This is a genomic window from Nocardioides sp. InS609-2, assembly GCF_023208195.1.
In the GTDB taxonomy this organism is placed as follows: Bacteria; Actinomycetota; Actinomycetes; order Propionibacteriales; family Nocardioidaceae; genus Nocardioides.
On record NZ_CP060034.1, the window covers coordinates 4,124,892 to 4,148,590 of the forward strand.

18 protein-coding genes are annotated in these 23,699 nt (G+C 69.6%); 7 read left to right on the forward strand and 11 right to left on the reverse strand.

All coding sequences use genetic code 11. The features are described 5' to 3' along the window. Positions 1-6: 6 nt before the first annotated feature. Positions 7-648, reverse strand: coding sequence for a TetR/AcrR family transcriptional regulator (locus tag H4Q84_RS21215; protein ID WP_248581052.1), 642 nt, complete (start codon positions 646-648; stop codon positions 7-9). Between the two features lie 57 nt (positions 649-705). Here H4Q84_RS21215 and H4Q84_RS21220 point away from each other — a divergent pair, with 57 nt between their 5' ends. Genes H4Q84_RS21220 through H4Q84_RS21240 form a run of 5 tightly spaced genes read left to right on the forward strand, consistent with a single transcriptional unit; the run spans position 706 to position 6,432 of the window. Next, positions 706-1,116: a nuclear transport factor 2 family protein gene (locus tag H4Q84_RS21220; protein ID WP_248581053.1), complete on the forward strand. Its 411-nt coding sequence runs from the start codon at positions 706-708 to the stop codon at positions 1,114-1,116. A gap of 5 nt (positions 1,117-1,121) precedes the next feature. Next, entirely contained in the window at positions 1,122-2,006 is an 885-nt protein-coding gene (locus tag H4Q84_RS21225; protein WP_248583699.1) for an NAD(P)H-binding protein, read from the forward strand. A 9-nt stretch (positions 2,007-2,015) separates the two neighbouring features. Continuing rightward, positions 2,016-3,728, forward strand: a complete 1,713-nt coding sequence (locus H4Q84_RS21230; RefSeq protein WP_248581054.1) for a methylmalonyl-CoA mutase family protein — start codon at positions 2,016-2,018, stop codon at positions 3,726-3,728. Between the two features lie 46 nt (positions 3,729-3,774). Next, complete coding sequence (gene pgm, locus H4Q84_RS21235) at positions 3,775-5,424, forward strand: phosphoglucomutase (alpha-D-glucose-1,6-bisphosphate-dependent) (RefSeq protein ID WP_248581055.1); 1,650 nt, start codon at positions 3,775-3,777, stop codon at positions 5,422-5,424. A 57-nt stretch (positions 5,425-5,481) separates the two neighbouring features. Further along, the gene (locus H4Q84_RS21240) at positions 5,482-6,432 is read left to right on the forward strand and encodes a tetratricopeptide repeat protein (protein WP_248581056.1); all 951 of its coding nucleotides are present in this window, start codon (positions 5,482-5,484) and stop codon (positions 6,430-6,432) included. Here the strand turns inward: H4Q84_RS21240 and H4Q84_RS21245 are convergent. Continuing rightward, positions 6,395-7,318 carry a LysR family transcriptional regulator gene (locus tag H4Q84_RS21245; protein WP_248581057.1) on the reverse strand — a complete coding sequence of 308 codons (924 nt, stop codon included), beginning with the start codon at positions 7,316-7,318 and terminating at the stop codon, positions 6,395-6,397. The genes H4Q84_RS21240 and H4Q84_RS21245 overlap by 38 nt on opposite strands. A 72-nt stretch (positions 7,319-7,390) precedes the next feature. Between H4Q84_RS21245 and H4Q84_RS21250 the strand changes: the two genes are divergently transcribed. Continuing rightward, positions 7,391-8,308 (forward strand): EamA family transporter, encoded by a 918-nt coding sequence (locus H4Q84_RS21250; protein ID WP_248581058.1) that lies wholly within the window; start codon positions 7,391-7,393, stop codon positions 8,306-8,308. Here the strand turns inward: H4Q84_RS21250 and H4Q84_RS21255 are convergent. From H4Q84_RS21255 to H4Q84_RS21275, 5 genes are all read right to left on the reverse strand, one after another. After that, positions 8,223-9,476, reverse strand: coding sequence for an MFS transporter (locus H4Q84_RS21255; protein WP_248581059.1), 1,254 nt, complete (start codon positions 9,474-9,476; stop codon positions 8,223-8,225). The two genes, H4Q84_RS21250 and H4Q84_RS21255, sit on opposite strands and share 86 nt — an antisense overlap. Beyond that, a complete protein-coding gene (locus tag H4Q84_RS21260; RefSeq protein WP_248581060.1) occupies positions 9,473-9,997 on the reverse strand; it encodes a helix-turn-helix domain-containing protein in 525 nt (174 codons plus the stop codon). The genes H4Q84_RS21255 and H4Q84_RS21260 overlap by 4 nt, the downstream gene beginning before the upstream one ends. Before the next feature lie 52 nt (positions 9,998-10,049). Next, a complete protein-coding gene (locus tag H4Q84_RS21265; RefSeq protein WP_248581061.1) occupies positions 10,050-10,985 on the reverse strand; it encodes a GNAT family N-acetyltransferase in 936 nt (311 codons plus the stop codon). A 24-nt stretch (positions 10,986-11,009) separates the two neighbouring features. Next, a complete protein-coding gene (gene ppdK / locus H4Q84_RS21270) occupies positions 11,010-13,670 on the reverse strand; it encodes a pyruvate, phosphate dikinase (RefSeq protein WP_248581062.1) in 2,661 nt (886 codons plus the stop codon). A gap of 65 nt (positions 13,671-13,735) precedes the next feature. After that, entirely contained in the window at positions 13,736-15,565 is a 1,830-nt protein-coding gene (locus H4Q84_RS21275; RefSeq protein ID WP_248581063.1) for a multicopper oxidase domain-containing protein, read from the reverse strand. A gap of 135 nt (positions 15,566-15,700) precedes the next feature. On the opposite strand from H4Q84_RS21275, the gene H4Q84_RS21280 reads away from it, so the two are divergent. Then, positions 15,701-16,543, forward strand: coding sequence for a hypothetical protein (locus H4Q84_RS21280; RefSeq protein WP_248581064.1), 843 nt, complete (start codon positions 15,701-15,703; stop codon positions 16,541-16,543). 41 nt (positions 16,544-16,584) lie between these two features. Here the strand turns inward: H4Q84_RS21280 and glgB are convergent, their stop codons facing one another. Genes glgB through H4Q84_RS21300 form a run of 4 tightly spaced genes read right to left on the reverse strand, consistent with a single transcriptional unit; the run spans position 16,585 to position 23,592 of the window. Further along, positions 16,585-18,453 (reverse strand): 1,4-alpha-glucan branching protein GlgB, encoded by a 1,869-nt coding sequence (gene glgB / locus H4Q84_RS21285; protein ID WP_248581065.1) that lies wholly within the window; start codon positions 18,451-18,453, stop codon positions 16,585-16,587. Further along, on the reverse strand, positions 18,450-19,856 hold the full coding sequence (locus H4Q84_RS21290) for a hypothetical protein (RefSeq protein ID WP_248581066.1): 1,407 nt from the start codon (positions 19,854-19,856) through the stop codon (positions 18,450-18,452). The genes glgB and H4Q84_RS21290 overlap by 4 nt, the downstream gene beginning before the upstream one ends. After that, positions 19,853-21,574, reverse strand: a complete 1,722-nt coding sequence (treS, locus tag H4Q84_RS21295; RefSeq protein WP_248583700.1) for a maltose alpha-D-glucosyltransferase — start codon at positions 21,572-21,574, stop codon at positions 19,853-19,855. Before treS ends, H4Q84_RS21290 begins: the two co-directional genes overlap by 4 nt. Before the next feature lie 47 nt (positions 21,575-21,621). Next, positions 21,622-23,592, reverse strand: coding sequence for an alpha-1,4-glucan--maltose-1-phosphate maltosyltransferase (locus tag H4Q84_RS21300; RefSeq protein ID WP_282580284.1), 1,971 nt, complete (start codon positions 23,590-23,592; stop codon positions 21,622-21,624). Positions 23,593-23,699: the final 107 nt, after the last annotated feature.

The window sequence follows — 23,699 nt, forward strand, 5'->3', positions numbered from 1 at the left end:
AGAGGCTCAACCCGGCAGTAGCGCGGCGCAGAGCGTGTCCTCGACGTACGTCGCGTAGCGAGGCAGGTCCCAGCCGCAGCGGATGACCAGCAGCTCGAACATCTCGGGCGAGCTGACCGCGAACAGCACGTCGGTCGCCTGCTCGGTCGACACATCGGTTCTCAGGTGACTTGCTCGCCCAAGGGACTCGGCGTTCTCACGCATCCGGCGCCTGCGCTCGTCGTCCACCTCGACGGCGAGTCCCTGCAGGCCCGGGTCGGTGAGCGCCGCGTCGCGGACGAGCAGCAGGATGGGGGAGACGCGGGGTGCGACCTCGCTGGCGAGCCGCGCCCAGCCGGCCACGATCCGGCGCGGGTCCGGGTTGCTGCGAAGGCGGTCGGAGCGGCGTTCGGCTGGCTCCGAGTGCTCGTCGCCCTCGAGCGCTCGGAGGCGTAGGTGCCGGACCAGCCCGGCCTTGCCGCCGTACGTCTTGTAGATGGTCTGCTCGGAGACCCCGGCCGCGCGCGCAACGGCGCCGACGGTCGTCGCTGCGTAGCCCTGGCTTCGGAACTGCTCCCACGCGACGTCCAGCACGCGCGTACGACGTTCCTGCGCGCGGGCGCGCCGCGACGACGTGTCGTACGCGCGGGTCTCGACGGTCCCTGTCACGCGGGTCCACACTCCTAGTATTGATTACAGCGGACTATATCAAAATGGAGCTGGCCCATGGACGGTCGCGGATTCGCCGAGCGTTTGCGCGACGTCACCAACGCCCACGACGTCGACGGCATCGTGGACTGCTTCCACGACGACTACACGCTGACCAACCCCTGTCACCCCGGGCGCGACTTCATCGGGACCGGCCAGGTACGTCGCAACTGGACGGGCATGTTCGCCCGGGTGCCGAACCTGGAGGTGCGCGTCCTGGCGACGGCCCAGAGCGGCCAGCGTGTCTGGAGTGAGTGGACGATGAACGGAGTTCGACTCGACGGCGGACGACACCAGCCGCGAGGTGTGATCATCTTCGACCTGGTCGACGACCGGGCTCAGGCTGCACGCTTCTTCATGGAGCCGGTCGACACCGAGGCGACGTCGGCCGACGAGGCCGTCGTCAACCTGGTCGGACCACGCCCGTGATCCTTGTGGCCGGAGGGACTGGCCGTCTCGGTAGTCAGGTCACCGCAACCTTGGCGGGCCACGGACACCAGGTCCGCGCGCTGAGCCGCGGCGTGAACTCGGGTCCGGTGTCCCCGATGGTCGAGAGTGTTCAGGGCGACATCCGCGACGCCGACGCGGTCGCGCGCGCGGTGAGCGGCGCACGAGTGGTGGTGTCGGTGGTGCAGGGGCTCGTCGGCAAGGGAAGGGTGAGCCCGGCCTCGGTTGACCGCGACGGCAACGTGCCGCTGATCGACGCGGCCGCGCGAGAGGGCGCCGACGTCGTCCTGCTCTCGGTCGGGGGCGCCGCGGCAGATGCCGGCTGGGAGCTGGCGCGGGCGAAGCATGCTGCGGAACGACGCCTGGCCGGCTCCGGCTGTGCCGGCACGGTGATCCGGCCCAGTGCCTTCGTGCAGACCTGGCTCGACGTGCTCACGCAGTCCGGGGGGCGCTCCGGGCGGCCGGTCGTCCTCGGGCGGGGAGACAACCCGATCCCGTGGGTCGACGTCGGAGACGTGGCGGCGCTGGTCGTGCGTGCGGTCGAGGACCCGGGTCTGCGCGGCGCGACACTCGACATCGTCGGGCCGGAGCTGCTGACGCTCGAGCAGCTGGCACGTCGCCTGATGCTGGCCCGTGGCTGGGCGGGGCAACCGCGCCGGGTGCCGCGTGCCGTCCTGCTCGCCGCGGCCATGTCGGTCGGACTGGCTCTCCCGCAGGTCCGGCGCCTTTGCCTGACGGCGCTCTCGATGGACGTCATGAGCCCCGTGGACGACCGCCGTACCCGCCAGCTGGTCCCGGGTCTGCCGGCAGTCGGTGCCTCCCTGGCGGTGGAGCGGGAAGTGCGGCTGGGAAAAAATACTAGGACGTCCTAGTATCGGGTCATGACAGACGACACTGCGCGCGAGCGCTGGCAGAAGCGCTACGACGGCTCGGTCGACTCGGGTCGCGTGCGTGACGTCGACTTCAGCACGCTCTCCGGCGTGGAGGTCGAGCCCGCCTACGGCGCCGACGACTCCGAGTGGCCGGGCGAGTTCCCGTTCACGCGCGGTCTCTACCCGACCGGCTACCGCGGGCGCACCTGGACGATCCGCCAGTTCGCGGGCTTCGGCAACGCGCAGCAGACCAACGAGCGCTACAAGATGATCCTCGGTCGCGGTGGTGGCGGGCTCTCGGTCGCCTTCGACATGCCGACCCTGATGGGCCGCGACTCCGACGATCCCAAGGCGCTCGGCGAGGTCGGGCACTGCGGCGTGGCCATCGACTCCGCGGCCGACATGGAGACGCTCTTCGACGGCATCGACCTCGGTCAGGTCACCACGTCGATGACGATCAGCGGCCCTGCGGTGCCGGTGTTCTGCATGATGATCGTCGCCGCCGAGCGTGCGGGCGTGGACACGAGCGTCCTCAACGGCACGCTGCAGACCGACATCTTCAAGGAGTACATCGCCCAGAAGGAGTGGATCTTCGGCGCCGAGCCGCACCTGCGCCTGATCGGCGACCTGATGGAGTACTGCGTCGAGAAGGCCCCGGCCTACAAGCCGCTCTCGGTCTCCGGCTACCACATCCGCGAGGCCGGCTCGACGGCCGCACAGGAGCTCGCCTTCACCCTCGCCGACGGCTTCGGCTACGTCGAGCTGGGCCTCTCGCGCGGTCTCGACGTCGACGTCTTCGCGCCCGGCCTGTCGTTCTTCTTCGACGCGCACGTCGACTTCTTCGAGGAGATCGCCAAGTTCCGCGCGGCCCGCCGCATCTGGGCCCGCTGGCTGCGCGACGTCTACGGCGCCAAGACCGAGAAGGCGCAGTGGCTGCGGTTCCACACCCAGACCGCCGGTGTCTCGCTCACGGCCCAGCAGCCGTACAACAACGTCGTACGCACGGGCATCGAGGCGCTGTCGGCCGTGCTCGGTGGCACCAACTCGCTGCACACCAACGCCCTCGACGAGACTCTCGCGCTGCCCAGCGAGCAGGCCGCCGAGATCGCGCTGCGCACCCAGCAGGTGATCATGGAGGAGACCGGCGTCGTCAACGTCGCCGACCCGCTCGGTGGCAGCTGGTACGTCGAGGCGCTCACCGACAAGATCGAGGCCGAGGCCAACGCGATCTTCGACAAGATTCTTTCGATGGGCGGCCCTACGACTTCTGGGCTCACCCACGACGACATCGAGGGGCTGGCGGCCGCTTCGCGCGGCGACGAGAACCCGATGACCAAGGGGCTGCTGCGCGGCATCGAGGACGGCTGGTTCATGTCCGAGATCGCCGAGGCGGCCTTCCAGTACCAGGTCGCGCTCGAGAAGAAGGAGAAGCGGATCGTCGGCGTCAACTGCCACCACGAGTCCGTCACCCACGACCTCGAAATCCTGCGGGTCAGCCACGAGGTCGAGGTCGAGCAGGTGCGGTTGCTGGCCGAGCGCAAGAGCGGCCGCGACGATGCCGTGGTGGCGGCTGCGCTGACCAGGATGGTCGAGGTCGGCCGCACCGACGAGAACATGATCGAGGCGATGCTCGAGGCCTGCCGGGTCGAGGCCACGCTCGGCGAGATCTGCGACGCGCTGCGTGCGGAGTGGGGCGAGTACCGCGAGCCGGCGCGCTTCTGACCGGGGGCCCTGGCCGGGTCGTTGCGCGCGTCGCTAGTTTCGCTGTGTGAGCAACGAACGAGCCGGCACCCCGGCCCAGCCCTCCGACCTCGTCGACGTCGCCCACCTGGTGACGGCCTACTACACGGGCGTCCCCGATCCCGACGACGTCGACCAGCAGGTCGCGTTCGGCACCAGCGGCCACCGTGGCACCAGCCTGAAGACGTCGTTCAACGAGGCGCACATCCTCGCGACGACGCAGGCCATCTGCGACTACCGCCGCGAGCAGGGGTACGACGGCCCGCTGTTCATCGGCCGCGACACCCATGGGCTCTCCGAGCCGGCGTGGGCATCCGCGATAGAGGTGCTGGACGCCAACGATGTGACGGTGCTGGTCGACGCAGCGGACGGCTACACCCCAACGCCTGCGGTGTCGCACGCGATCCTGCGCGCCAACGCCGGCCGGTCGACGGGTCCGGGACTGGCCGACGGGATCGTCGTCACGCCCTCGCACAACCCACCGTCCGACGGCGGCTTCAAGTACAACCCTCCGCACGGCGGGCCAGCCGACACCGACGCGACGTCGGTGATCGCGGCCCGGGCGAACCAGCTGATCAGGGGCGGCCTGGCCGACGTGCGGCGTACGCCGTTCACGCGGGCACGCGCCGGCTGCTCGTCGTACGACTTCCTGGGGACCTACGTCGACGACCTGCCGTCGGTGGTCGACCTCGCGGCCATCAGGGAGGCCGGCGTCCGGATCGGCGCCGACCCGCTGGGCGGTGCTTCGGTGCACTACTGGGGAGAGATCGGAGAACGGCATGGTCTCGACCTGACGGTGGTGAACCCGCTGGTGGACCCGACGTGGCGGTTCATGACGCTCGACTGGGACGAGAAGATCCGGATGGACTGCTCGTCGCCGTCGGCGATGGCCTCGTTGGTCGAGCTGCTGGAAGGCGGAGCCGCGTACGACATCGCGACCGGCAACGACGCCGACTCCGACCGGCACGGCATCGTGACCCCGGACGGCGGCCTGATGAATCCCAACCACTACCTGGCGGTCGCGATCGGCTACCTCTTCGGGGGAGCGAGGCCGGGCTGGCCGGACACCGCGCGGATCGGCAAGACGCTGGTGTCGTCGTCGATGATCGACAGGGTCGCCGCGTCGCTTGGCAGGCCGATGGTGGAGGTGCCGGTCGGCTTCAAGTGGTTCGTGCCCGGACTCATCGACGGCTCGTTCGGGTTCGGCGGCGAGGAGTCCGCGGGGGCGTCGTTCCTGAGGATGGACGGCACCACGTGGACGACCGACAAGGACGGCATCATCCTGGCGCTCCTCGCCTCGGAGATCCTGGCGCGGACGGGTCTGAGCCCTTCGCAGCACTACGCCGACCTGGTCGCCCAGCACGGCGACCCGGCGTACGCGCGGGTGGACGCGCCGGCCGACCGCGCGCAGAAGGCCAAGCTCGCGGCGTTGTCGCCCGACGACGTGGCGGCGACGTCCCTGGCCGGCGAGGAGATCACCGCGAAGCTCACCGAGGCGCCCGGCAACGGAGCCGGCATCGGCGGCCTCAAGGTGACCACCGAGAGCGCCTGGTTCGCCGCCCGGCCGTCGGGCACCGAGGACGTCTACAAGATCTACGCCGAGTCGTTCCGGGGGCCCGAGCACCTCGCCCGGGTGCAGGCGGAGGCGCGTGAGGTGGTCGGGGCAGCACTCGGCTGAGGTGTGCCGGACGGAGGCGGTTGGCGGCCGCGACCACCCGTTGGTGAGAATGGCCGTATGACGCAGCAACCGTTCTCCCGTCCTGGTGCCATCGACCTGTCGGCACTGAAGCGCCCCGCGGCTCCGGCCGCGCCTGCCGGCGCTCCCACCGGAGGCCCCGGCGGACCCGCCGGCGGGTCGGCGTACTCCGTGCACGTGACCGAGCAGGACTTCCAGCAGGTCATCGAGAGCTCGATGTCGGCGCCGGTGCTGCTGGCGTTCTACTCCCGCACCCGGATGCCCGAGAGCGGTCAGCTCGCCGACGACCTCGAGACGCTGTCGGGCGAGTTCGAGGGTCGGTTCCTGGTCGGCCTCGTCGACATCGACGCCGCACCGCAGATCGCCCAGGCGATGCAGATCCCGTCGATCCCGCTGGTCGTGGCCGTGCTCGACGGCCGGCCGATGCCGCTGTTCCAGGACGCGCTGCCGATCGCGGAGCTGCGCACCGCCCTGACGACCGTGGTCCAGCAGTTCACCACGCAGGGCATCACCACGCGCCACCAACCGCGCCGAGCCGAAGCGCCGGCAGCCGTGGACGAGGACGCCGAGCCGCCCGTGGACCCGCGCTACGCGCCTGCCCAGGATGCACTGGGCGAGGGTGACATCGACACCGCCGTCGCGGAGTACCAGAAGCTCGTCGACGCCAACCCCGCCGACGTGGAGGCGGTGGCCGGTCTCGCGATGGCGAAGGTGCTGCTGCGCACCCAGGGCGTCGACCTCAACGAGGCGCGGGCCGCGGCCGCGGCCGACCCCGACGACATCGACGCGCAGACCCTCGTGGCCGACCTCGACATGCTGGGCGGCCACGTCGACGACGCGTTCGCGCGTCTGGTCGACGTCGTACGCCGCACGGTCGGTGACGAGCGCACGAAGGCGCGCGACCACCTGCTGGGGTTGTTCTCCGCCGTCGGCAACGACGACGAGCGGGTCCTCACCGGCCGACGAGCCCTGGCATCCGCCCTGTTCTGAGAGGCGTCAGGGCCGCCAGCACGCACCTGATGGCGGGCGAGGCCGACATCGACGACCGGTGCACGGCGACGATCTCGCGCGTGGGCTCGGGTCGGTGCGCGTGCACCGCGACCAGCTCGGGTCCGAGCGGCGAGCGACCCAGGCGAGGCACGAGCGCGATGCCGAGCCCCGCCTGCACGAGCGCCAGGTGGCTGTCGAAGTCTGCGGCCACGTGCGCGATCCGCGGCGGGTGACCGGTGTCGTCGTACATCCGGCGCAGCCACTGACGGCAGATCGTGCCTTCCGGGGTGGCGATCCACGACTCGCTGACCAGGTCGTGCGGAGTGACGGTGGCCCGCCCGGCCAGCGGGTGGTCACGGCGCATGACGACGTCGGCGCGGTCGTGCGCGACGACGTCGCTGACGAGGTGGTCGGGGATGGTCAGGGGTACGTCGCCCCAGTTGTGCGCGATGGCCAGGTCGGCCCGGCCGGTGGCGACCAGGTCGATGCTCTGCCAGGGCTCGTGCTCGACGAGCGTCAGCCGGAGATCGGGGTGGTCGTCGAGCAGTGCCCGCACGACCGGGGCCACCAGGCCCCGCAGGGCGGTCGAGAACGTCGCGACGCGCAGACGAGCCGACACCTGCCCGGTGTCGGCGTGCAGCCCCGACTGCAGGGACTCGAGATCGTCGAGCAGCCGGCCGCCACGCTCGACGAGGCGTCGTCCCTCATGCGTGAGCAGCACCCCCCTGCCCACCCGCTCGAGCAACGCGACGCCGGTCTGCCGCTCCAGCCGCTTCACCTGCTGCGAGACGGCGCTGGGGGTGTAGCCGAGGACGTCGGCCGCCCCGCCGACCGAGCCGTGCTGGTCGACAGCGCGCAGGGAGGCCAGGGCGGCGAGGTCGATCATGCAGCAACGCTACACGGTTGGGTGGTCGAACGTTTGATGGTGCTGCATTGTCTGTTGCCGCAGGATGAGCCCATGACTCGTCGTGACTCGATGCTGGCGGCCGCGGTGGCGGTCATCTGGGGTGTGAACTTCCTGGTCATCGACTGGGGCATGGTCGGGGTGCCGCCACTGCTCTTCCTGGTGTTCCGGTTCGTCGGCGTGGCCCTGCCGGCGATCTTCTTCGTACGCCGCCCGCAGGTGTCGTGGCGCGTGCTCGCCGCGGTCGGGCTGACCATGTCGCTCGGCCAGTTCGGCCTTCTGTACGGCGCCCTCGCGGCCGGGATGCCGCCCGGCCTGGCCGGCCTCGTGCTGCAGGCGCAGATCGTCTTCACGGTCGTGCTGAGCGCCGCGACCCTGGGGGAGCGGCCCAGCACGGCGCAGTTCTGCGGTGTTGCCCTGGGGACGCTCGGTCTCCTCGTCATCGCGGCCGGCCGCGGCGGCAACGTGCCGCTCCTGGCACTGCTCCTGACGGTGCTGGCGGCGCTCTCGTGGGCAGTCGGCAACGTCGTCGTCAGGGCGTCGAAGGTGCGCGCGGGGTTGTCGGTGACCGTGTGGTCGGCCGTGTTCGTGCCCGTGCCGGCTCTCGCGCTGGCGCTCGCCATCGACGGCGTCGAGGGGGTGACCGACGGGCTCGCCGCCTTCGGGTGGCAGGCGGCGGCCTCGACGGCGTACACCGTGGTGCTGGCGAGCCTGGTGGGCTACTCGATCTTCAACTCGCTGCTGGCGCGCTGGCCGACCGCCGCCGTCGTGCCGTGGATCCTGCTCGTGCCCGTCGTCTCGATGACCGCGGCATGGGCGCTGCTGGGGGAGACCCCGGCTACTGCCGAGGCGATCGGTGGCGTGGTGATGCTCGTGGGCCTCCTGGTCACCGTGCGACCTCCACGTCGTCCGCTGCAGGAAGCCGTTGCAGCTGTCGAGCGGAGCGGGAGCACAGCACCAGGCAGCAGATGAGCGCGTAGACCACGCCGCTCACCATCAGCACGTCCCTGAAGCCGTACGCCGCGGCGAGGGGCCCGAAGGCGAGCTGGCCGATCGGGACCGCGACGAAGGAGCCGAGCGCGTCGTAGGAGTAGGCGCGCGAGAGCATCTCGTCGGGCACGTGCTCCTGCATGGCGAGGTTCCAGCCCATCGAGAAGACCTCGGTGCCGGCGCCGGCGACGAATGCGGCCGGCACCAGCCACCACAGATTCGGGTGGGCGCCCAGCATGAAGATCGGCAGGCCGAGGCAGGCGACTCCGCACATGCCGTAGAGCAGCGGTCGCTGGAGCGGGATGCGCAGCAGCACGAGCGTCATGAGCAAGAGCCCGATGGCCTCGGCGGAGAGGATCAACCCCCAGCCCTGCGGGCCGAAGGTCCGCTCAGCGACCGCCGGACCCAGCGTGCTCCACGCGCCCGCCTGGATGAAGTTGAGGAAGCCGAACCCCAGGACCACAGCCCACAGCCAGGTGGTCTGCCGCACGTAGGTCCAGCCGGCGACGAGCTCCGACAGCGTGCCCGGCTGCTCATCGGTCTTCTCGGCGCGGGGGATGCGCACGAAGCCCAGCAGCAGGGCCGACACGAGCCAGGTAGCCGCGTCGACGCCCAGCGCCCAGCCCGCGCCGACGGAGACGACGAGCAGGGCGCCGATCGTGGGTCCGAGGATCGTGAGGCCGCCGCGCACCAGAGACATCAGCGCGTTGGCCCGCTGCAGCTGGTCGCGGGGCACCAGCTGCGGCATGATGCTGGCCATCGCCGGGAAGCTGAGCGCCGAGACGGTGCCGTGCACCGCGCTCAGGACCACGAGCATCCACAGCTCCGCCTCCCCTGCGATGACAAGCACCGCGATCGCGCCCTGTGAGATCGCGGACGTGAGGTTGGAGAACTGGAGCACCAGCTCGCGTGGGAAGCGGTCGGCGACGACGCCGCCCCACAGCAGCAGCGCCACCATCGGGATCGTGTGCGCGGCCAGCACCTGGCCCAGCGCCTTGGGGTCGTCGGTGATCTCGAGGACCGCGAAGGCGAGCGCGATGCTGGCCATCATCGAGCCGAGCAGGTTGACCGTGCGAGAGGCGAAGTAGTAGCGGAAGTTGCGCTCGCGCAGGGGCGCCATGGCGTCGCCCCAGGTGCCCGTGGATGTCACGATCCACCGTCCAGGGTGAACGCGGTCAGGGTGGCGGAGATGTGGATGGTGCCCTTCGTGCGCGGTGCGGCGTTGTGGTCGTGCAGCAGCTGGGAGGCCTGCGAGATCAGAGCGGCGGCCTCCTGGTAGATCGCGGGTGGCACCCAGCCCTCGATGTCGGAGCTGTAGCCGACCTTGCCCGTGCGGGGGAGCTGCGAGCGGCGCTCGACCTCGCGGTGCAGCGCCTTGAGATAGGCGGTGAACTCCTCGCGCGTCGGCTTGGGGCCGGCTGTCGGGAGTCCGCCGTGTTCGTGCGGGTAGCGGTAGCGCTTGGCGACGCCGCCCCGGATCTTCTCCTCGCCTGCTTCCACGAGCTCGCCCACGTCGAGGAGCGTGCGCAGGTGGTACGACGCGCTGGCATGGCTGATCTCGAGCTCACGGGCCACCTCGGCGGCGCTCATGGCGGTATTGGTCAGCAGCGACAAGATGCGCAGGCGCACCGGGTGAGCGGTGGCGCGGAGCGCCGAGATCTGCTTTTCCACTGACCCTCCAAGAGTTGTTGGGAGGTCAGTGTTGCCGACAGTCGATCGACTGTCAAACGGTTGTTGGGGGGTGGTCCCGGCCGGACTCGGTGTAGGCCGGGCCGCCGGTCAGGTTCTTCATCGCCGACTCGATACGGCGGGCGGTGAAGTCGGCGGCCCGGTCGCGCACCTGCTCGGGAGTGCAGAACGCGACGTCGCGGATCTCGCGCTCCTGGCGCACGACGTCGGCCACGATCGCGGGATCCTGTACGCCGCCGTCGAAGACCAGGCAGAGCGCGTCGTCCCAGCCACCCCACGGGGGCAGCCAGTCGGTGAGCAGGAGCCTGCCGGGCTCGATGTGGAGCGCCAGCTCCTCCTCGACCTCGCGGCCGGCGGCCAGGTGTGGTGACTCGCCGACCTCGACAACGCCGCCTGGCAGGTCCCAGTCGTGCTTGTAGGTGAGCTGGCAGAGCAGCACGCGGGCGTCATGGTCGCGCACCAGCAGCTGGCTGATCGCACGCTTGCGCGGCAGGAACGAGTTGAGCAGCGCCCGGAAGCTCGCCGGGTCGCTGAGCGGCGGGTCGTCTGCAAGGCGCGCGAGGACGACGTACTCGGTGGCGTCGGCATCATCGCCCATGCCCGCGACCACGCGCTGCACGCCCTCACGGCGCAGGCCGGATCGCGTTGCGACGCGCAGGGACTGTTCGTTGCGAGGGTCGACGCGGGCCTCGACGCGCAGCAGGCCCAGGCCGCCCTGTTCACGCCCGGTCAGCGCCCAGTCGGCGAGCACGCGGACCGCGCGGGTGGCGAAGCCACGGCCTCGCTGGTCGATCGCGAGTCGCCAGCTCAGACTGCCACCGGCTTCGCCCTCGGGTGTGACCTCGACGGCACCGACGGGCGCTCCGTGATACTCCACGATGAACGCCGCCAGGTGGTTGTCGCCGATCGTCGTGGCCCGCAAGCTGATCGTGCCGTCCGAGAGCGTGGGCGGCTCGGGATGTGCGGTCACGTCGTCACCCTAGCCAGTGGATGCTCAGGTCAGTCGCGCGCGACCCGCCTCCAACCGGGCGACAGGCACCCGGAACGGTGAGCACGACACGTAGTCGAGGCCGACCTCGTCGAAGAAGTGGATCGACGCCGGGTCACCGCCGTGCTCGCCGCAGACACCGAGGTGGAGCTCGGGATTCGCCGCCTTGCCGTCCTCGACCGCGCGTCGTACGAGCGAGCCGACTCCGTCGATGTCGAGCGACTCGAACGGCGAGACCGGGAAGACACCCTGCTCGAGGTAGGTGCTGAAGAAGGACGCCTCGACGTCGTCGCGGGAGAAGCCCCACGTCATCTGGGTGAGGTCGTTGGTCCCGAAGGAGAAGAACTCCGCCGACCCGGCGATCTCGCCGGCCGTCATCGCGGCTCGCGGCAGCTCGATCATGGTGCCGATCTTGTGTGGCACGGTGGTCCCGGTCTCCTCCTGTACGTCGATGGCGACCTGCTTGATCCTGGCGCGCACCAGGTCGAGCTCGCGGACGCTCGCGACGAGCGGGATCATGATCTCGGGCTCGGCGGACCCGCCGCCCCTGATCCGCTCCGCGGCCGCCTCGAGGATGGCCCGGGTCTGCATCGTGAACAGCCCGGGGATCACGATGCCGAGGCGTACGCCGCGCAGGCCGAGCATCGGGTTCGACTCGTGCAGGCGCTGGACGGCCTTCAGCAGCTTGCGCTGGCGCTTCTTGCGGTGTCCGTGCACGTCGGCGACGGCCATCGCCACCGACAGGTCGGTGAGGTCGGGCAGGAACTCGTGCAGTGGCGGGTCGATGAGCCGGATGGTCACCGGCAGCCCGTCCATGGCCTCGAAGATCTCGAGGAAGTCGTGGCGCTGGAGGGGGAGCAGCTCGTCGAGAGCCGCCGACTGCTCATCGTCGCTCTCCGCGACGATGAGGTTCTCCACGAGGCCGCGACGCTCACCGAGGAACATGTGCTCGGTCCGGCACAGGCCGATGCCCTGGGCGCCGAAGCGGCGGGCCCGGGCAGCGTCCTCGGCAGTGTCGGCGTTGGTGCGCACCCGCAGCCGGCGGGCGGCATCGGCATGGTCCATCAGCCGGGCGACGGCCTCGACCAGCGGCTCGTCGACCTCCTGCCCCTCGAAGTAGCGGACCACGAACGAGTCGGCGACCGGGACCGCGCCGTCGAAGACCTCGCCGGTCGAGCCGTCGATGGAGATGACGTCGCCCTCGCGGATCGTCTTGCCGTCGCGGACGGTGAACTCGCCCTCACGGGTGTCGACGTCGAGAGCCTCGGCACCGCACACGCACGTGCGGCCCATGCCGCGCGCGACCACGGCGGCATGCGACGTCTTGCCGCCCCGGCTGGTGAGCACGCCGCGGGCGACCATCATCCCGTGCAGGTCCTCCGGCGTGGTCTCCTTGCGGACCAGGATGACGTCCTCGCCGTTCTCGGCCCACTCGACCGCGGTCGCCCAGTCGAAGACGGCCCTGCCGACGGCCGCACCGGGGGAGGCGTTCATCCCCTTGGCGAGCAGCGTGCGCTCGGCGTTGACGTCGAAGCGCGGGAACATCAGGTTGGCGAGCTGCTCGCCGTTGACCCGGCGCAGCGCCTCGTCCATGTCGATCAGGCCTTCGTCCGCCATGTGTACGGCGATGCGGAAGGCTGCCTCGGGGGTGCGCTTGCCGACGCGGGTCTGCAACATCCAGAGCTTGCCGTCCTCGACGGTGAACTCGATGTCGCACATGTCCTTGTAGTGCTTCTCGAGCGTCTCCATGATCTCGATGAGCTCGTCGTGCGACTCCTTGTCGATCTCGGCCATGTCGGCCAGCGACACGGTGTTGCGGGTGCCGGCGACCACGTCCTCGCCCTGGGCGTTCTGCAGGTAGTCGCCGTACACGCCCTGGTCGCCACTGGCGGGATCCCGGGTGAAGCAGACGCCGGAGCCCGAGGTCATCCCGCGGTTGCCGAACACCATCGCCTGGATGTTGACGGCAGTGCCGAGGTCCTCGGGGATGCGCTCCTGGCGGCGGTAGAGCACCGCCCGGTCGGTGTTCCACGAGTCGAAGACGGCCTTCGTGGCCAGCTCCATCTGCTCGCGCGGGTCCTGCGGGAACTCGCGTCCGGCGTGCTCGCGGATCAGCGCCTTGAAGTCCTCGACGAGGGTGCGCAGGTCCTCGACGTCGAGATCGAGGTCCTCGGTGGTGTCCTTGGCCTTCTTCGCCGCATCGAGGGCGTCGGAGAAGTGCTCGGCGTCCACGTCGAGCACCGTCGACCCGAACATCTGCAGCAGCCGCCGGTAGGAGTCGAGCGCGAACCGCTCGTCGTCACTGTGCTGCGCCAGCCCTGCGACCGACTCGTCGTTGAGGCCGATGTTGAGAACCGTCTCCATCATCCCGGGCATCGAGAACTTCGCGCCGCTACGCACGCTGACCAGAAGCGGGTCGCTCGCGTCACCGAGGGTGCGGCCCATCTTCTTCTCGAGGTCTGCGAGGTGCTCGCTCACCTCGGCTTCGAGGGTGTCGGGCTGGCCACCACTTTCGAGGTAGGCCCGACAGGCCTCGGTGGTGATGGTGAAGCCGGGTGGCACCGGCAGCCCGAGGTTGGTCATCTCGGCCAGATTGGCGCCCTTGCCGCCCAGTAGGTCCTTCTGGTCCTTGTTGCCGTCGGCGAAGTCGAACACGAAGGTGGTCATCTGGGTGATCCTGCCGTGACTTGCCGGTCGAGCGAAAGACCTCGTGTGCTCGCGAAGTGCACGCGTCAGTCGACCACGTCGAAGCGAGCCATCATGCCGTGGTCCTCGTGGTCGAGCATGTGGCAGTGGATCATGAACGGCCCGGTGTAGTCCTCGAACCGGGTGGCCACCTCGACCACCTCGCCGGGTTCGAGGCGCCAGGTGTCCTCGAGGCCTCGCTCCCACGGTGGCGGACGCCTGCCGTCGCGCAGCACGGTGCGCCACTGCTCGGCGTGGATGTGGACGGAGTGCGTCATGTCGCTCGTGTTGCGCAACCGCCACCGTTCGACCGTGCCCAGACGTGCCCGGTGGTCGACACGTCCCGGGTCGAAAGCCTGCCCGTTGATGGACCAGAAGGTGCCGTGACGATGGCTGCCGCCCAGGTCGAAGGTCCAGGTCTTCGACACCTTCGCGGGGACCCGCACGAGATCGGGGGACGGCAGCCGCGCCGGTAGCCGCGAGCGGTCGGGTGCCTCGGCGCCCACGCGGAACTGCATGAGGGCCACCTGGCGGGCGTCCGCGCCCGTCTCGCCGGTGGCGGCGGGGACGGAGTCGAGCACCAGGTTCTTGCCGTTCGCACCGTGGAAGTCCACGATCACGTCTGCTCGCTGAGCCGGACCGAGCAGCACCCGCTGGCGGACCGCCGGCTTGTGCAGCAGACCGTTGCCGGTGCCGATCTGCAGCAACGGCCGGCCGTCGGAGAGGCCGATGGCGTAGCTGGAGAAGTGGGACGCGTTGAGCAGGCGCAGCCGGTATCGGGTCGCGCTGACCCGAAGGTACGGCGCGTAGCGGCCGTTGACGAGCACGTGCGTCCCGACCGTGGCGTCGTCCGGCGGTGCGCGCGGACCCAGCCACGCCATTGCCCCGTGGTGACCCACCATCCGGGGTCCGTGTGCGAACGGGTTGGTCAGCTCGTTGTCGGTGCGGAACGATCGGTCGGCCAGCATGAGTGGCACGTCGCGCAGGCCTGTGGGCAGTCGCAACGATGCCTGGGAGGAGTCCTTGACCACGAACATGCCCTGCAACCCGCGCCAGTTGTTGCGAGCCGTCCGGTTCATCCGGTGATCGTGGTAGAAGAAGAACGAGCTCGGCTCGGGCAGACCGCCGTAGGTCAGCGGGTACTCGTAGGTCCGCGCGCGCCCCGGGCGCACCAGCTGGGTGGTCGGTTGCCCGTCGTGCTCGGATGCGTGGTGGTCACCGTGCAGGTGCACGGTCAGGGCACCGGCCCGGCGCGGCAGCCGGTGGACGAACCGCACCCGCGTCTCCCCGCCCGCCGGCCGGACGATCGTGGGGCCGGGGTAGGTGCCGCCGTACGTCCACATCCGCGTCGCGGGGCCGGTCGGCAGCACCCGCACCCGGGCCAGGCGCATCGGGATCGTGATCTCGGTGCCGCGCTTCTTTCGTGGCACCACGAGCGGCTGGTCGAATGACGGCAGCTGAGGCGTGACGGAGCCACCGCCGCCCTCGACGACGAGCACCCCCCGCATCTGGGGATGGAGCTTGCAGTAGAAAGCGTAGGAACCCTCGGCGAGTGCTTCGACGCCGGTGATGGTGGCACTCGTGCCGGCAGGCACCCGGACGTCGAACAGCGGTGTGCCGTCGGTGGCCGTGGCCACCGAGGTGACGGTGTGATCGAAGGAGTCGAGGTTGACCAGGGTGAGCGTGCCGCCGCCGCCGAGTGTCACCTCCTTCGGGGAGAAGGCCAGCGAGCCCCGGTTGACCACGAGGGTGGCCGACGCCGGGCTCACCACGGCGCTGGCGTTCGGGGCCGACGGTGGACCCGCCGCGAGGGGGAGCGCGAGGACGACCCACAGCGCGCCCGCAAGCCAGGCGGCGCGCCGGCGAGACGTGGTCATCTGGCCAGTTATCGCACAATCGACCCGAGTTCGGCATCCCCAGGATCGTGGAAAATACCCCGTGCGGGCGATGCGGGGCAGGCCCTTCCGGAGCACGGTTGTGGGGTCCATGTTCCGTGACCGAAGGAGTCGCTCATGCGGTTACTCAAGGCCGTGCGCGGCGGCATCGCCGTGGCGTGTACGACCAGTCTCGTGGCGGCACCGCTCCTGGTGCCCCTTGCCGCTTCGGCGGTACGTGCCGAGGCTGCCGCCAATTCGATGACCATCACGGTCGCCAAGAGGGCGATCACCATCCGTGGTGCCCAGGGCCTCCGCGCCGGTCGCGTGAAGATCCACGTCAAGGGGAAGGGGACTGCCGAGATCTTGATGTTCGACCCCGGCTACGACCACGCCGACTTCGCCAAGGACGCCGCCGCCGCCGACAAGGGCGACGTGAAGGCGCTCAGGCGCGCCATCGCCAACACCGAGTTCCTCGGCGGCTTCCAGCCAGGGGGGAGCGGCACGGTGGTGCTGCCGAAGGCCGGCGACTACACCGTGTTCTCCTTCGCGTCGCGCGGCCACGCCGACTTCAGCGCAGGCGCGGTGAAGCGCGCCAGGACCCCCAACGTGGACGGCAAGATCATCGGCCGCACCGGTCCGAAGTGGGGCGGTTCCAACCTGCTGCCGGCCAAGGGCACCTTCCTGTTCAAGAACGCCGACCGGACCACGCCGCACTTCGTGATCCTCCAGCAGGTCGCGGAGGGCACCACGACCGACCAGGTGCTCGAGGCACTGAGGAGTGGAGGGCAGGGGCCGCCGCCCCCCTGGTTCCTGCCAGGCAGCCTGGAGACGGCGACGCTCAGTTCCGGGCGGAAGATGACGGTGAACTACGACCTGCCGCCGGGGCAGTACGTCATCATGTGCTTCTTTCCCGACCCCAGGATGAACGGCATGCCGCACGCCCTCATGGGCATGCTCAAGATGATCCACCTGAGTTGATCAGTTGATCTGCGCGAGTGGATGCGTCCCGAGCCCCGGTTCTAGGACTCGCGGCGCAGCCACACCGTCGCCAGCGGCGGCACGACGATGTCGGCGTACGCCGGGCAACCGTGGTGCTCGCCCGTGACGGCCTCGACGATGCCCAGGTTGCCGACCCCGGAGCCGGTGTAGACCGACGCGTCGGTGTTGAGCACCTCGTCCCAGCAGCCGGCGGCGGGCAGCGGGAGGCGGTAGCCCTCGTGCGGGACGGCCGCGAAGTTGGCGACGCACACCAGGTCCGGCTCGCCGGGCGCCCGACGTACGAACGAGAACACGTTGCGGGTGGCGTCGTTGGCGTCGATCCACTCGAACCCGGCGGGGTCGCTGTCGAGCTTGTAGAGGGCCGGCGTCTGCGTGTACACGCGGTTCAGATCACGCAGCAGGGAGCGCACGCCTTCGTGCTCGGGGTGCTCGAGCAGCCACCAGTCGAGCTCGCGGGCCTCGGCCCATTCGGACTCCTGGCCGAACTCAGAACCCATGAAGATGAGCTGCTTGCCGGGATGGGCCCACATGAACGCGAGATAGGCGCGCAGGTTGGCCAGCTGCTGCCAGCGGTCACCGGGCATCTTGCGCAGCAGGGAGCCCTTGCCGTGCACGACCTCGTCGTGGCTGATGGGGAGCGTGAAGTTCTCGGAGTAGGCGTAGACCATCGAGAACGTCATCTGGCCGTGGTGGTGGCTGCGATGGATCGGGTCCTTCTCGACGTAGCCGAGAGAGTCGTGCATCCAGCCCATGTTCCACTTGAAGCCGAAGCCCAGGCCGCCCTCGGACGTCGGCTTGGTGACGCCGGGCCACGACGTCGACTCCTCGGCGATCACCATCGCGCCGGGCACCCGCTTGTAGACGGTGGCGTTCATCTCCTGGAGGAACTGCACCGCCTCGAGGTTCTCGCGGCCGCCGTGCACGTTGGGCGTCCACTGACCGGGCTCGCGGGAGTAGTCGAGGTAGAGCATCGAGGCGACGGCGTCGACCCGCAGCCCGTCGATGTGGAACTCCTCCAGCCAGTAGAGCGCGTTGGCGACGAGGAAGTTACGCACCTCGCGGCGGCCGAAGTTGAAGACGTAGGTGCCCCAGTCGGGGTGCTCGCCGCGCGAGGGGTTCGGGTCCTCGTAGAGCGGCGTGCCGTCGAAGCGGGCCAGTGCGAACTCGTCCTTGGGGAAGTGCGCGGGCACCCAGTCCACGATGACGCCGATGCCGGCCTGGTGCAGCCGGTCGACGAGGTCGCGGAAGCCGTCGGGGTCGCCGAAGCGCGAGGTCGGAGCGAAGTACGACGTCACCTGGTAGCCCCACGAACCACCGAACGGGTGCTCCATCACCGGCATGAACTCGACGTGCGTGAAGCCCAGCTCGACGAGGTAGGGGATGAGCGCGTCGGCCAGCTCGCTGTAGGAGTACGTCGACCCGTCGTAGTGCTTGCGCCACGAGCCGAGGTGCATCTCGTAGACCGACATCGGCTCGGAGGCCGGCGTCTTCGAGGCCCGCGCCGTCATCCAGGCGTCGTCGCCCCAGGAGTGGGACGACGCGAAGACGACCGACGCCGTCTCAGGCGGCACCTGCGTGTGGAACGCCATCGGGTCGGCCTTGTCGCGCCAGACGCCGTCGATGCCGCGGATCCGGAACTTGTACTGCGCGCCCGCGCCGACGCCGGGCGCCAGCACGTGCCACACACCGGACGAGCCGATCGCGGCGAGCGGGGTCCTGGCGCCGTCCCACTCGTTGAACGAGCCGGCGATCTGGACCTCCTGGGCGTTGGGCGCCCAGACAGAGAACGACGTGCCGTCATCACCCGGGTGCGCGCCGAGGACCTCCCACAGCTCCTCGTGGCGTCCCTCGTTGATCAGGTGGATGTCGAGTTCTCCGGGACCGGTCATCGGATCTCCTCGTTGTCTGTTGCGGGGGTTCCGACGGCGGCGAGCGCCTCCAGCGGGATGCTGACCCAGGCCGGGCGGTTGCGGACCTCGTAGACCGCCTCGTAGACAGCCTTGTCGGCGACGTACGCGTCGAGCAGGGTCTGCTCGGCGTCGTCGAGAGGGCGACCGGTGTACGCCGTCAGGAAGGCCTCGCGGTTGCGTTCGGCCCACTCGCGCGCCCGGTAGTCGCGTTGCTCGTCTCCGTCTGACGCGTTCGAGCTGGCGATCATCGCCGCCACCCGGGGCGCGTAGTCGAAGCTGCGCAGCATGCCAGCGACGTCGCGCCACCGCGAGTCGGGCAGCATCCGCTCGGCGAGCGGCCGGGCGGGCTCGCCCTCGAAGTCGACGATCTTCCACCCCTTAACGGTGCGCAGCGTCTGACCCAGGTGCAGGTCACCGTGCACGGTCTGCACCGCGTCGCCCGGCAGCCCCGCGATGGCGTCGTACGTCGCCCGCAGCGCCGGTTCGTAGGTCGCGAGCTGGGGCGCTACGAGCAGCGCCGCATCGAGTCGCGTCTGCATCGATGCCGCCAGGGCGGCCATCTCGTCGGGGGTGCGGACATGCCTGGGGAACTGCTCCCCGAGGACCGCGTGCGTCTCGGCCAGCGCGACACCTAGCCGCGCAGCCTCGCCGGCGAAGTCGCCACCGACCTCGTCGGCGTGCAGGTCGGCCTCGGTCAGCAAGTTGCGCACGCTCGTCTGGGCGAGCTCCCAACCGTCGCTGCCGGTGCGCAGGAACTGCTGCAACATCGCCAGGTGCAGGATGCCGTCGGCACCAGACGGAGCTTCCACCCAGCCGTACAGTTGCGCGACATGCTCCGACTTCGCCCGCGTCAGCACCTCGTGGATCGCGATGTCGGGGTTGATGCCGGGCGTGATCTTGCGGAACACCTTGAGCACGGAGTCCTCGCCGAAGGCGACCGAGGAGTTCGACTGCTCGCCGGTGAACAGCGTCGAGTGCGCCTCGATGTCGAACTCGTGGCCGGGCAGCCGGTGGAAAGTCAGCCCGCCCAGCTCGCGTGAGCTGTCCGTCTCGTCGAACGCCTGGAGGTAGCGCGCCATCGCGTCGCGGTCGTGCACCGCGTCGTACGCGTAGACGTAGTAGCCGAGGCGACCGTCGTCCCAGCTGCCGATGAGGGCGTGGTCGAGACGGCCCTGCGGCTCGGCGTAGTTGGCCATCGGCAGCTGGTAGACCTCGTCGGCGCCGCCGTCGGCGTAGGCGATCGTGATCAAGTCGACGGTGAGGAGCGGGGAGCCCTCGATTGACGCGATCCGGTCGATGCCGGTGACGCGTGCGCCGCGGCCCTTGCCTCCGAACCAGCGGGCGGCGTCGAGATAGGCCTCGAGCTGCGGGTGGTCGCTCATGCGATGCCTCCTTCGGTCGGTGCGCCGGTCACTTCAGGCGAGGTGAGCCGGAACCAGTAGAAGCCGTAGCCACCCATGGTCAGCAGGTAGGGGAGCTCGCCGATGGCCGGGAAGACCACGCCGCCGAGCAGCTCGACCGGCGCGCAGCCCTCCCAGTGGCGCAGGTCGAGCTCGACCGGCTGGGAGAAGCGCGACAGGTTGTTGACGCACACAATGACGTCGCCGCGGTACTCGCGGGCGTAGGACAGCACGCTCGGGTTGGATCCACCGAGGTCGGTGAAGGTGCCGAGGCCGAAGGCGTCGTGGCCGCGGCGGGCGTGGATCATCCGGCGCGTCCAGTGCAGCAGGCTGGAGGAGTTCTCCAGTTGCGACTCGACGTTGACGCTCTGGTAGCCGTAGACGGGATCCTGGACGGCCGGGAGGTGCAGCTTGCCCGGCGTGGCCGAGGAGAAGCCGGCGTTGCGGTCGGGCGTCCACTGCATCGGGGTGCGTACGCCGTCGCGGTCACCGAGCCAGATGTTGTCGCCCATGCCGATCTCGTCGCCGTAGTAGAGCACCGGCGATCCGGGCAGCGACAGGAGCAGCGCCGTGAAGAGCTCGATCCGGTTGATGTCGTTGTCGAGCAGTGGCGCGAGCCGCCGGCGGATGCCGATGTTGGCCTTCATCCGCGGGTCGGTGGCGTACTCGGACCACATGTAGTCACGGTCCTCGTCGGTCACCATCTCGAGCGTCAGCTCGTCGTGGTTGCGCAGGAAGATGCCCCACTGGCAGCTGTCGGGGATGGCCGGTGTCTGGGCCATGATCTCGGAGATCGGGAAGCGGGACTCACGGCGTACGGCCATGAAGATGCGCGGCATCACCGGGAAGTGGAAGGCCATGTGGCACTCGTCGCCGCCCACGTCGGGGTTGCCGAAGTACTCCACCACGTCGGTGGGCCACTGGTTGGCCTCGCACAGCAGCACCCGACCGGGGTAGTGCTCGTCGACGAACGCGCGGCACTTGCGCAGGAACTCGTGGGTCTCGGGCAGGTTCTCGCCGTTGGTGCCCGGCCGCTCGTAGAGGTACGGCACGGCGTCGAGCCGGAAGCCGTCGAGACCCATGTCCAGCCAGAAGGCCATTGCCTCGAACATCGCGTCGTGGACGGCCGGGTTGTCGAAGTTGAGGTCGGGCTGGTGGTGGAAGAAACGGTGCCAGTAGTACTGCCCGCGCTCCTGGTCGAAGGTCCAGTTGGACGGCTCGGTGTCGACGAAGATGACACGCGCCTCCTCGTAGAGCTCGTCGGTGTCGGACCAGACGTAGAAGTCGCCATAGGGGCCGTCGGGATCCTTGCGCGACTCCTGGAACCACGGGTGCTGGTCGGAGGTGTGGTTCATGACGAAGTCGATGATCACCCGGATGCCGCGCTTGTGGGCCTCGTCGAGGAACTCGTGGAAGTCATCGACACTGCCGCACTCCGGCAGGATGCCGGTGTAGTCGGCCACGTCGTAGCCGCCGTCGCGCAGCGGCGAGGTGAAGAACGGCGGCACCCATAGGCAGTCGACGCCGAGCCAGGCCAGGTAGTCGAGCTTCTCGATCAAACCCTTGAAGTCACCTGTGCCGTCGGCGTTGGAGTCGCGGAACGACCGCACCAGCACCTCGTAGAAGACGGCTGTCTTGAACCAGTCGGGCTGGTTGCCGATGGCGGACTCGCCGATCTCCTGGTCGCTCGCGGGGTGGATTGTCTCCTCGATCGTGGGGATGGTCTCGGGCTCGCTTGCGGGTGCCGTCAACGCGGCCTCCTGACGGAGATGATGTGCACCGGCTCGTGACCGGGGTCAAGACGAACGTAGTTGTGGCGGCTCCAGCTCCAGTCGGCGCCCGTGATCTCGTCGTGGGCGACGAAGGTGTCGTTCCAGTCGAGGCCGAGCGCCGGCATGTCGAGGTGGATCATCGTCTCGCGCGCGCCGTGCGGGTCGAGGTTGGCCACGACGATCACCACGTCGTCATCGACGCGCTTGCTGTACACCAGCACGCTCTCGTCGTCGCCGTCGTGGACGGTGAGGTTGCGGAGCAGCTGGAGCGCCGGGTGCTCCCGGCGGATCTTGTTCAGGTGCGTGATGTACGGCGCGAGCGTGCGGCCGTCGGCATCAGCCTGCTTCCAGTCGCGGATGCGGATCTGGTACTTCTCCGAGTCGAGGTACTCCTCGCTGCCCGGCTTCACCGCCACGTGCTCGAACAGCTCGTAGCCGGCGTAGACACCCCAGCTCGGCGAGCCGGTGGCCGCGATCGCGGCCCGGATCTTGAACGCCGCCGGGCCGCCGTACTGGAGGAACGCGTGCAGGATGTCGGGGGTGTTGACGAAGAAGTTCGGCCGCATCAGGTGGTCGGACTCGCTGGACAGCTCGACGAGGTAGTCGCCGAGCTCGCGCTTGCCGGTGCGCCACGTGAAGTAGGTGTAGGACTGGTGGAAGCCCACCGCGCCCAGGGCGTGCATCATCGCAGGCCGGGTGAACGCCTCGGAGAGGAACACCACGTCGGGGTCGGTGCGGCGTACCTCCTTGAGCAGCCACTCCCAGAACGCGACCGGCTTGGTGTGCGGGTTGTCGACGCGGAAGATCCGCACGCCGTGCGACATCCAGAGCCGCACGATGCGCAGCACCTCGCGGCAGATGCCGTTGGGGTCGTTGTCGAAGTTGACCGGGTAGATGTCCTGATACTTCTTCGGCGGGTTCTCGGCGTAGGCGATCGTGCCGTCGGCGCGCGTGGTGAACCACTCCGGGTTGGTCTTCACCCACGGGTGGTCGGGGGCGACCTGCAGTGCGAGGTCGAGCGCGACTTCGAGGCCGAGCTCGCCGGCCCGCCCGACGAACGCGTCGAAGTCGTCGAAGCTGCCGAGATCGGGGTGGATGGCGTCGTGGCCGCCGGCCTTGCTGCCGATCGCCCACGGCGACCCGGTGTCGTCAGGCCCCGGCGTAAGCGTGTTGTTGGGTCCCTTGCGGTTGACCTCGCCGATCGGGTGGATCGGCGGCAGGTAGATCACGTCGAAGCCCATCTCGGCCACCGCGTCCAGGCGCTTGGCGGCGGTGAGGAACGTGCCGGTGGTGACCTTGCCGGACAACTCGTCGCGGTTGGCGCCCTCGGACCGCGGGAAGAACTCGTACCAGCTGCCGAACAGCGCGCGGCCGCGATCGGCGTACGCCGGGTAGGGACCCTCGATGGTCACCAGCTCGCGCAGCGGGTGGCTGGCCAGGATGTCGTCGAGCTCGGCGGTCTGGAGGGCGGCCAGCCGCGCCGGCACCGGTCGTGACTCGGCGGCAGCCGCCTCGGCCGCGCCGGTGAGCACCAACCGCTCGTTGTCGGTGAGACCGCCCTCGCCGATGACCCGGTTGATGAGCAGCCGGGCCTCGGTGAACATCAGCTCGACGTCGACGCCGGCGGGGATCTTCAGCCCGGCGTCGTGCTGCCAGGTCGCGATCGGGTCGGACCAGGCGTGCACCTCGAAGGTCCAGCTGCCCGGCTGGTCGGGCGTCACCAGTGCGTCGTACCGGTCGGGGATGTCGGCGTGCTTGACCATCCGCACCGGAGCGCGGCGTACGCCGTCGGGTCCGGCGAGCACGACCTCGGCTCCGAGCTGGTCGTGCCCCTCGCGGAACACCGAGGCACGGATGGGGAGAGGTTCACCCTCGGTGGCCTTGGCCGGCTGGCGACCAAGGTCGACGACGGGGTGCACGTCCATGACGGGTATTCGTCCAACCATGCACCCACACTTGCGAATCGCATGGCCACAAGCAAGACGAGGCCAATGCGTCCCATCGGTTGGTGACGGCGGGCGGCCCCCGTGGCACCGCCCACCGTCAGCTCGGG

Bases quoted from the DNA above. Each gene is read 5' to 3' on its own strand.
- H4Q84_RS21280 (WP_248581064.1), top strand. From the start codon at position 15,701: ATGCGGTTACTCAAGGCCGTGCGCGGCGGCATCGCCGTGGCGTGTACG.
- H4Q84_RS21220 (WP_248581053.1), top strand. From the start codon at position 706: ATGGACGGTCGCGGATTCGCCGAGCGTTTGCGCGACGTCACCAACGCC.
- H4Q84_RS21240 (WP_248581056.1), top strand. From the start codon at position 5,482: ATGACGCAGCAACCGTTCTCCCGTCCTGGTGCCATCGACCTGTCGGCA.
- ppdK (WP_248581062.1), bottom strand. From the start codon at position 13,670: ATGACCACCTTCGTGTTCGACTTCGCCGACGGCAACAAGGACCAGAAG.
- H4Q84_RS21250 (WP_248581058.1), top strand. From the start codon at position 7,391: ATGACTCGTCGTGACTCGATGCTGGCGGCCGCGGTGGCGGTCATCTGG.
- H4Q84_RS21290 (WP_248581066.1), bottom strand. From the start codon at position 19,856: ATGAGCGACCACCCGCAGCTCGAGGCCTATCTCGACGCCGCCCGCTGG.
- H4Q84_RS21275 (WP_248581063.1), bottom strand. From the start codon at position 15,565: ATGACCACGTCTCGCCGGCGCGCCGCCTGGCTTGCGGGCGCGCTGTGG.
- H4Q84_RS21230 (WP_248581054.1), top strand. From the start codon at position 2,016: ATGACAGACGACACTGCGCGCGAGCGCTGGCAGAAGCGCTACGACGGC.
- H4Q84_RS21245 (WP_248581057.1), bottom strand. From the start codon at position 7,318: ATGATCGACCTCGCCGCCCTGGCCTCCCTGCGCGCTGTCGACCAGCAC.
- H4Q84_RS21300 (WP_282580284.1), bottom strand. From the start codon at position 23,592: ATGGTTGGACGAATACCCGTCATGGACGTGCACCCCGTCGTCGACCTT.
- glgB (WP_248581065.1), bottom strand. From the start codon at position 18,453: ATGACCGGTCCCGGAGAACTCGACATCCACCTGATCAACGAGGGACGC.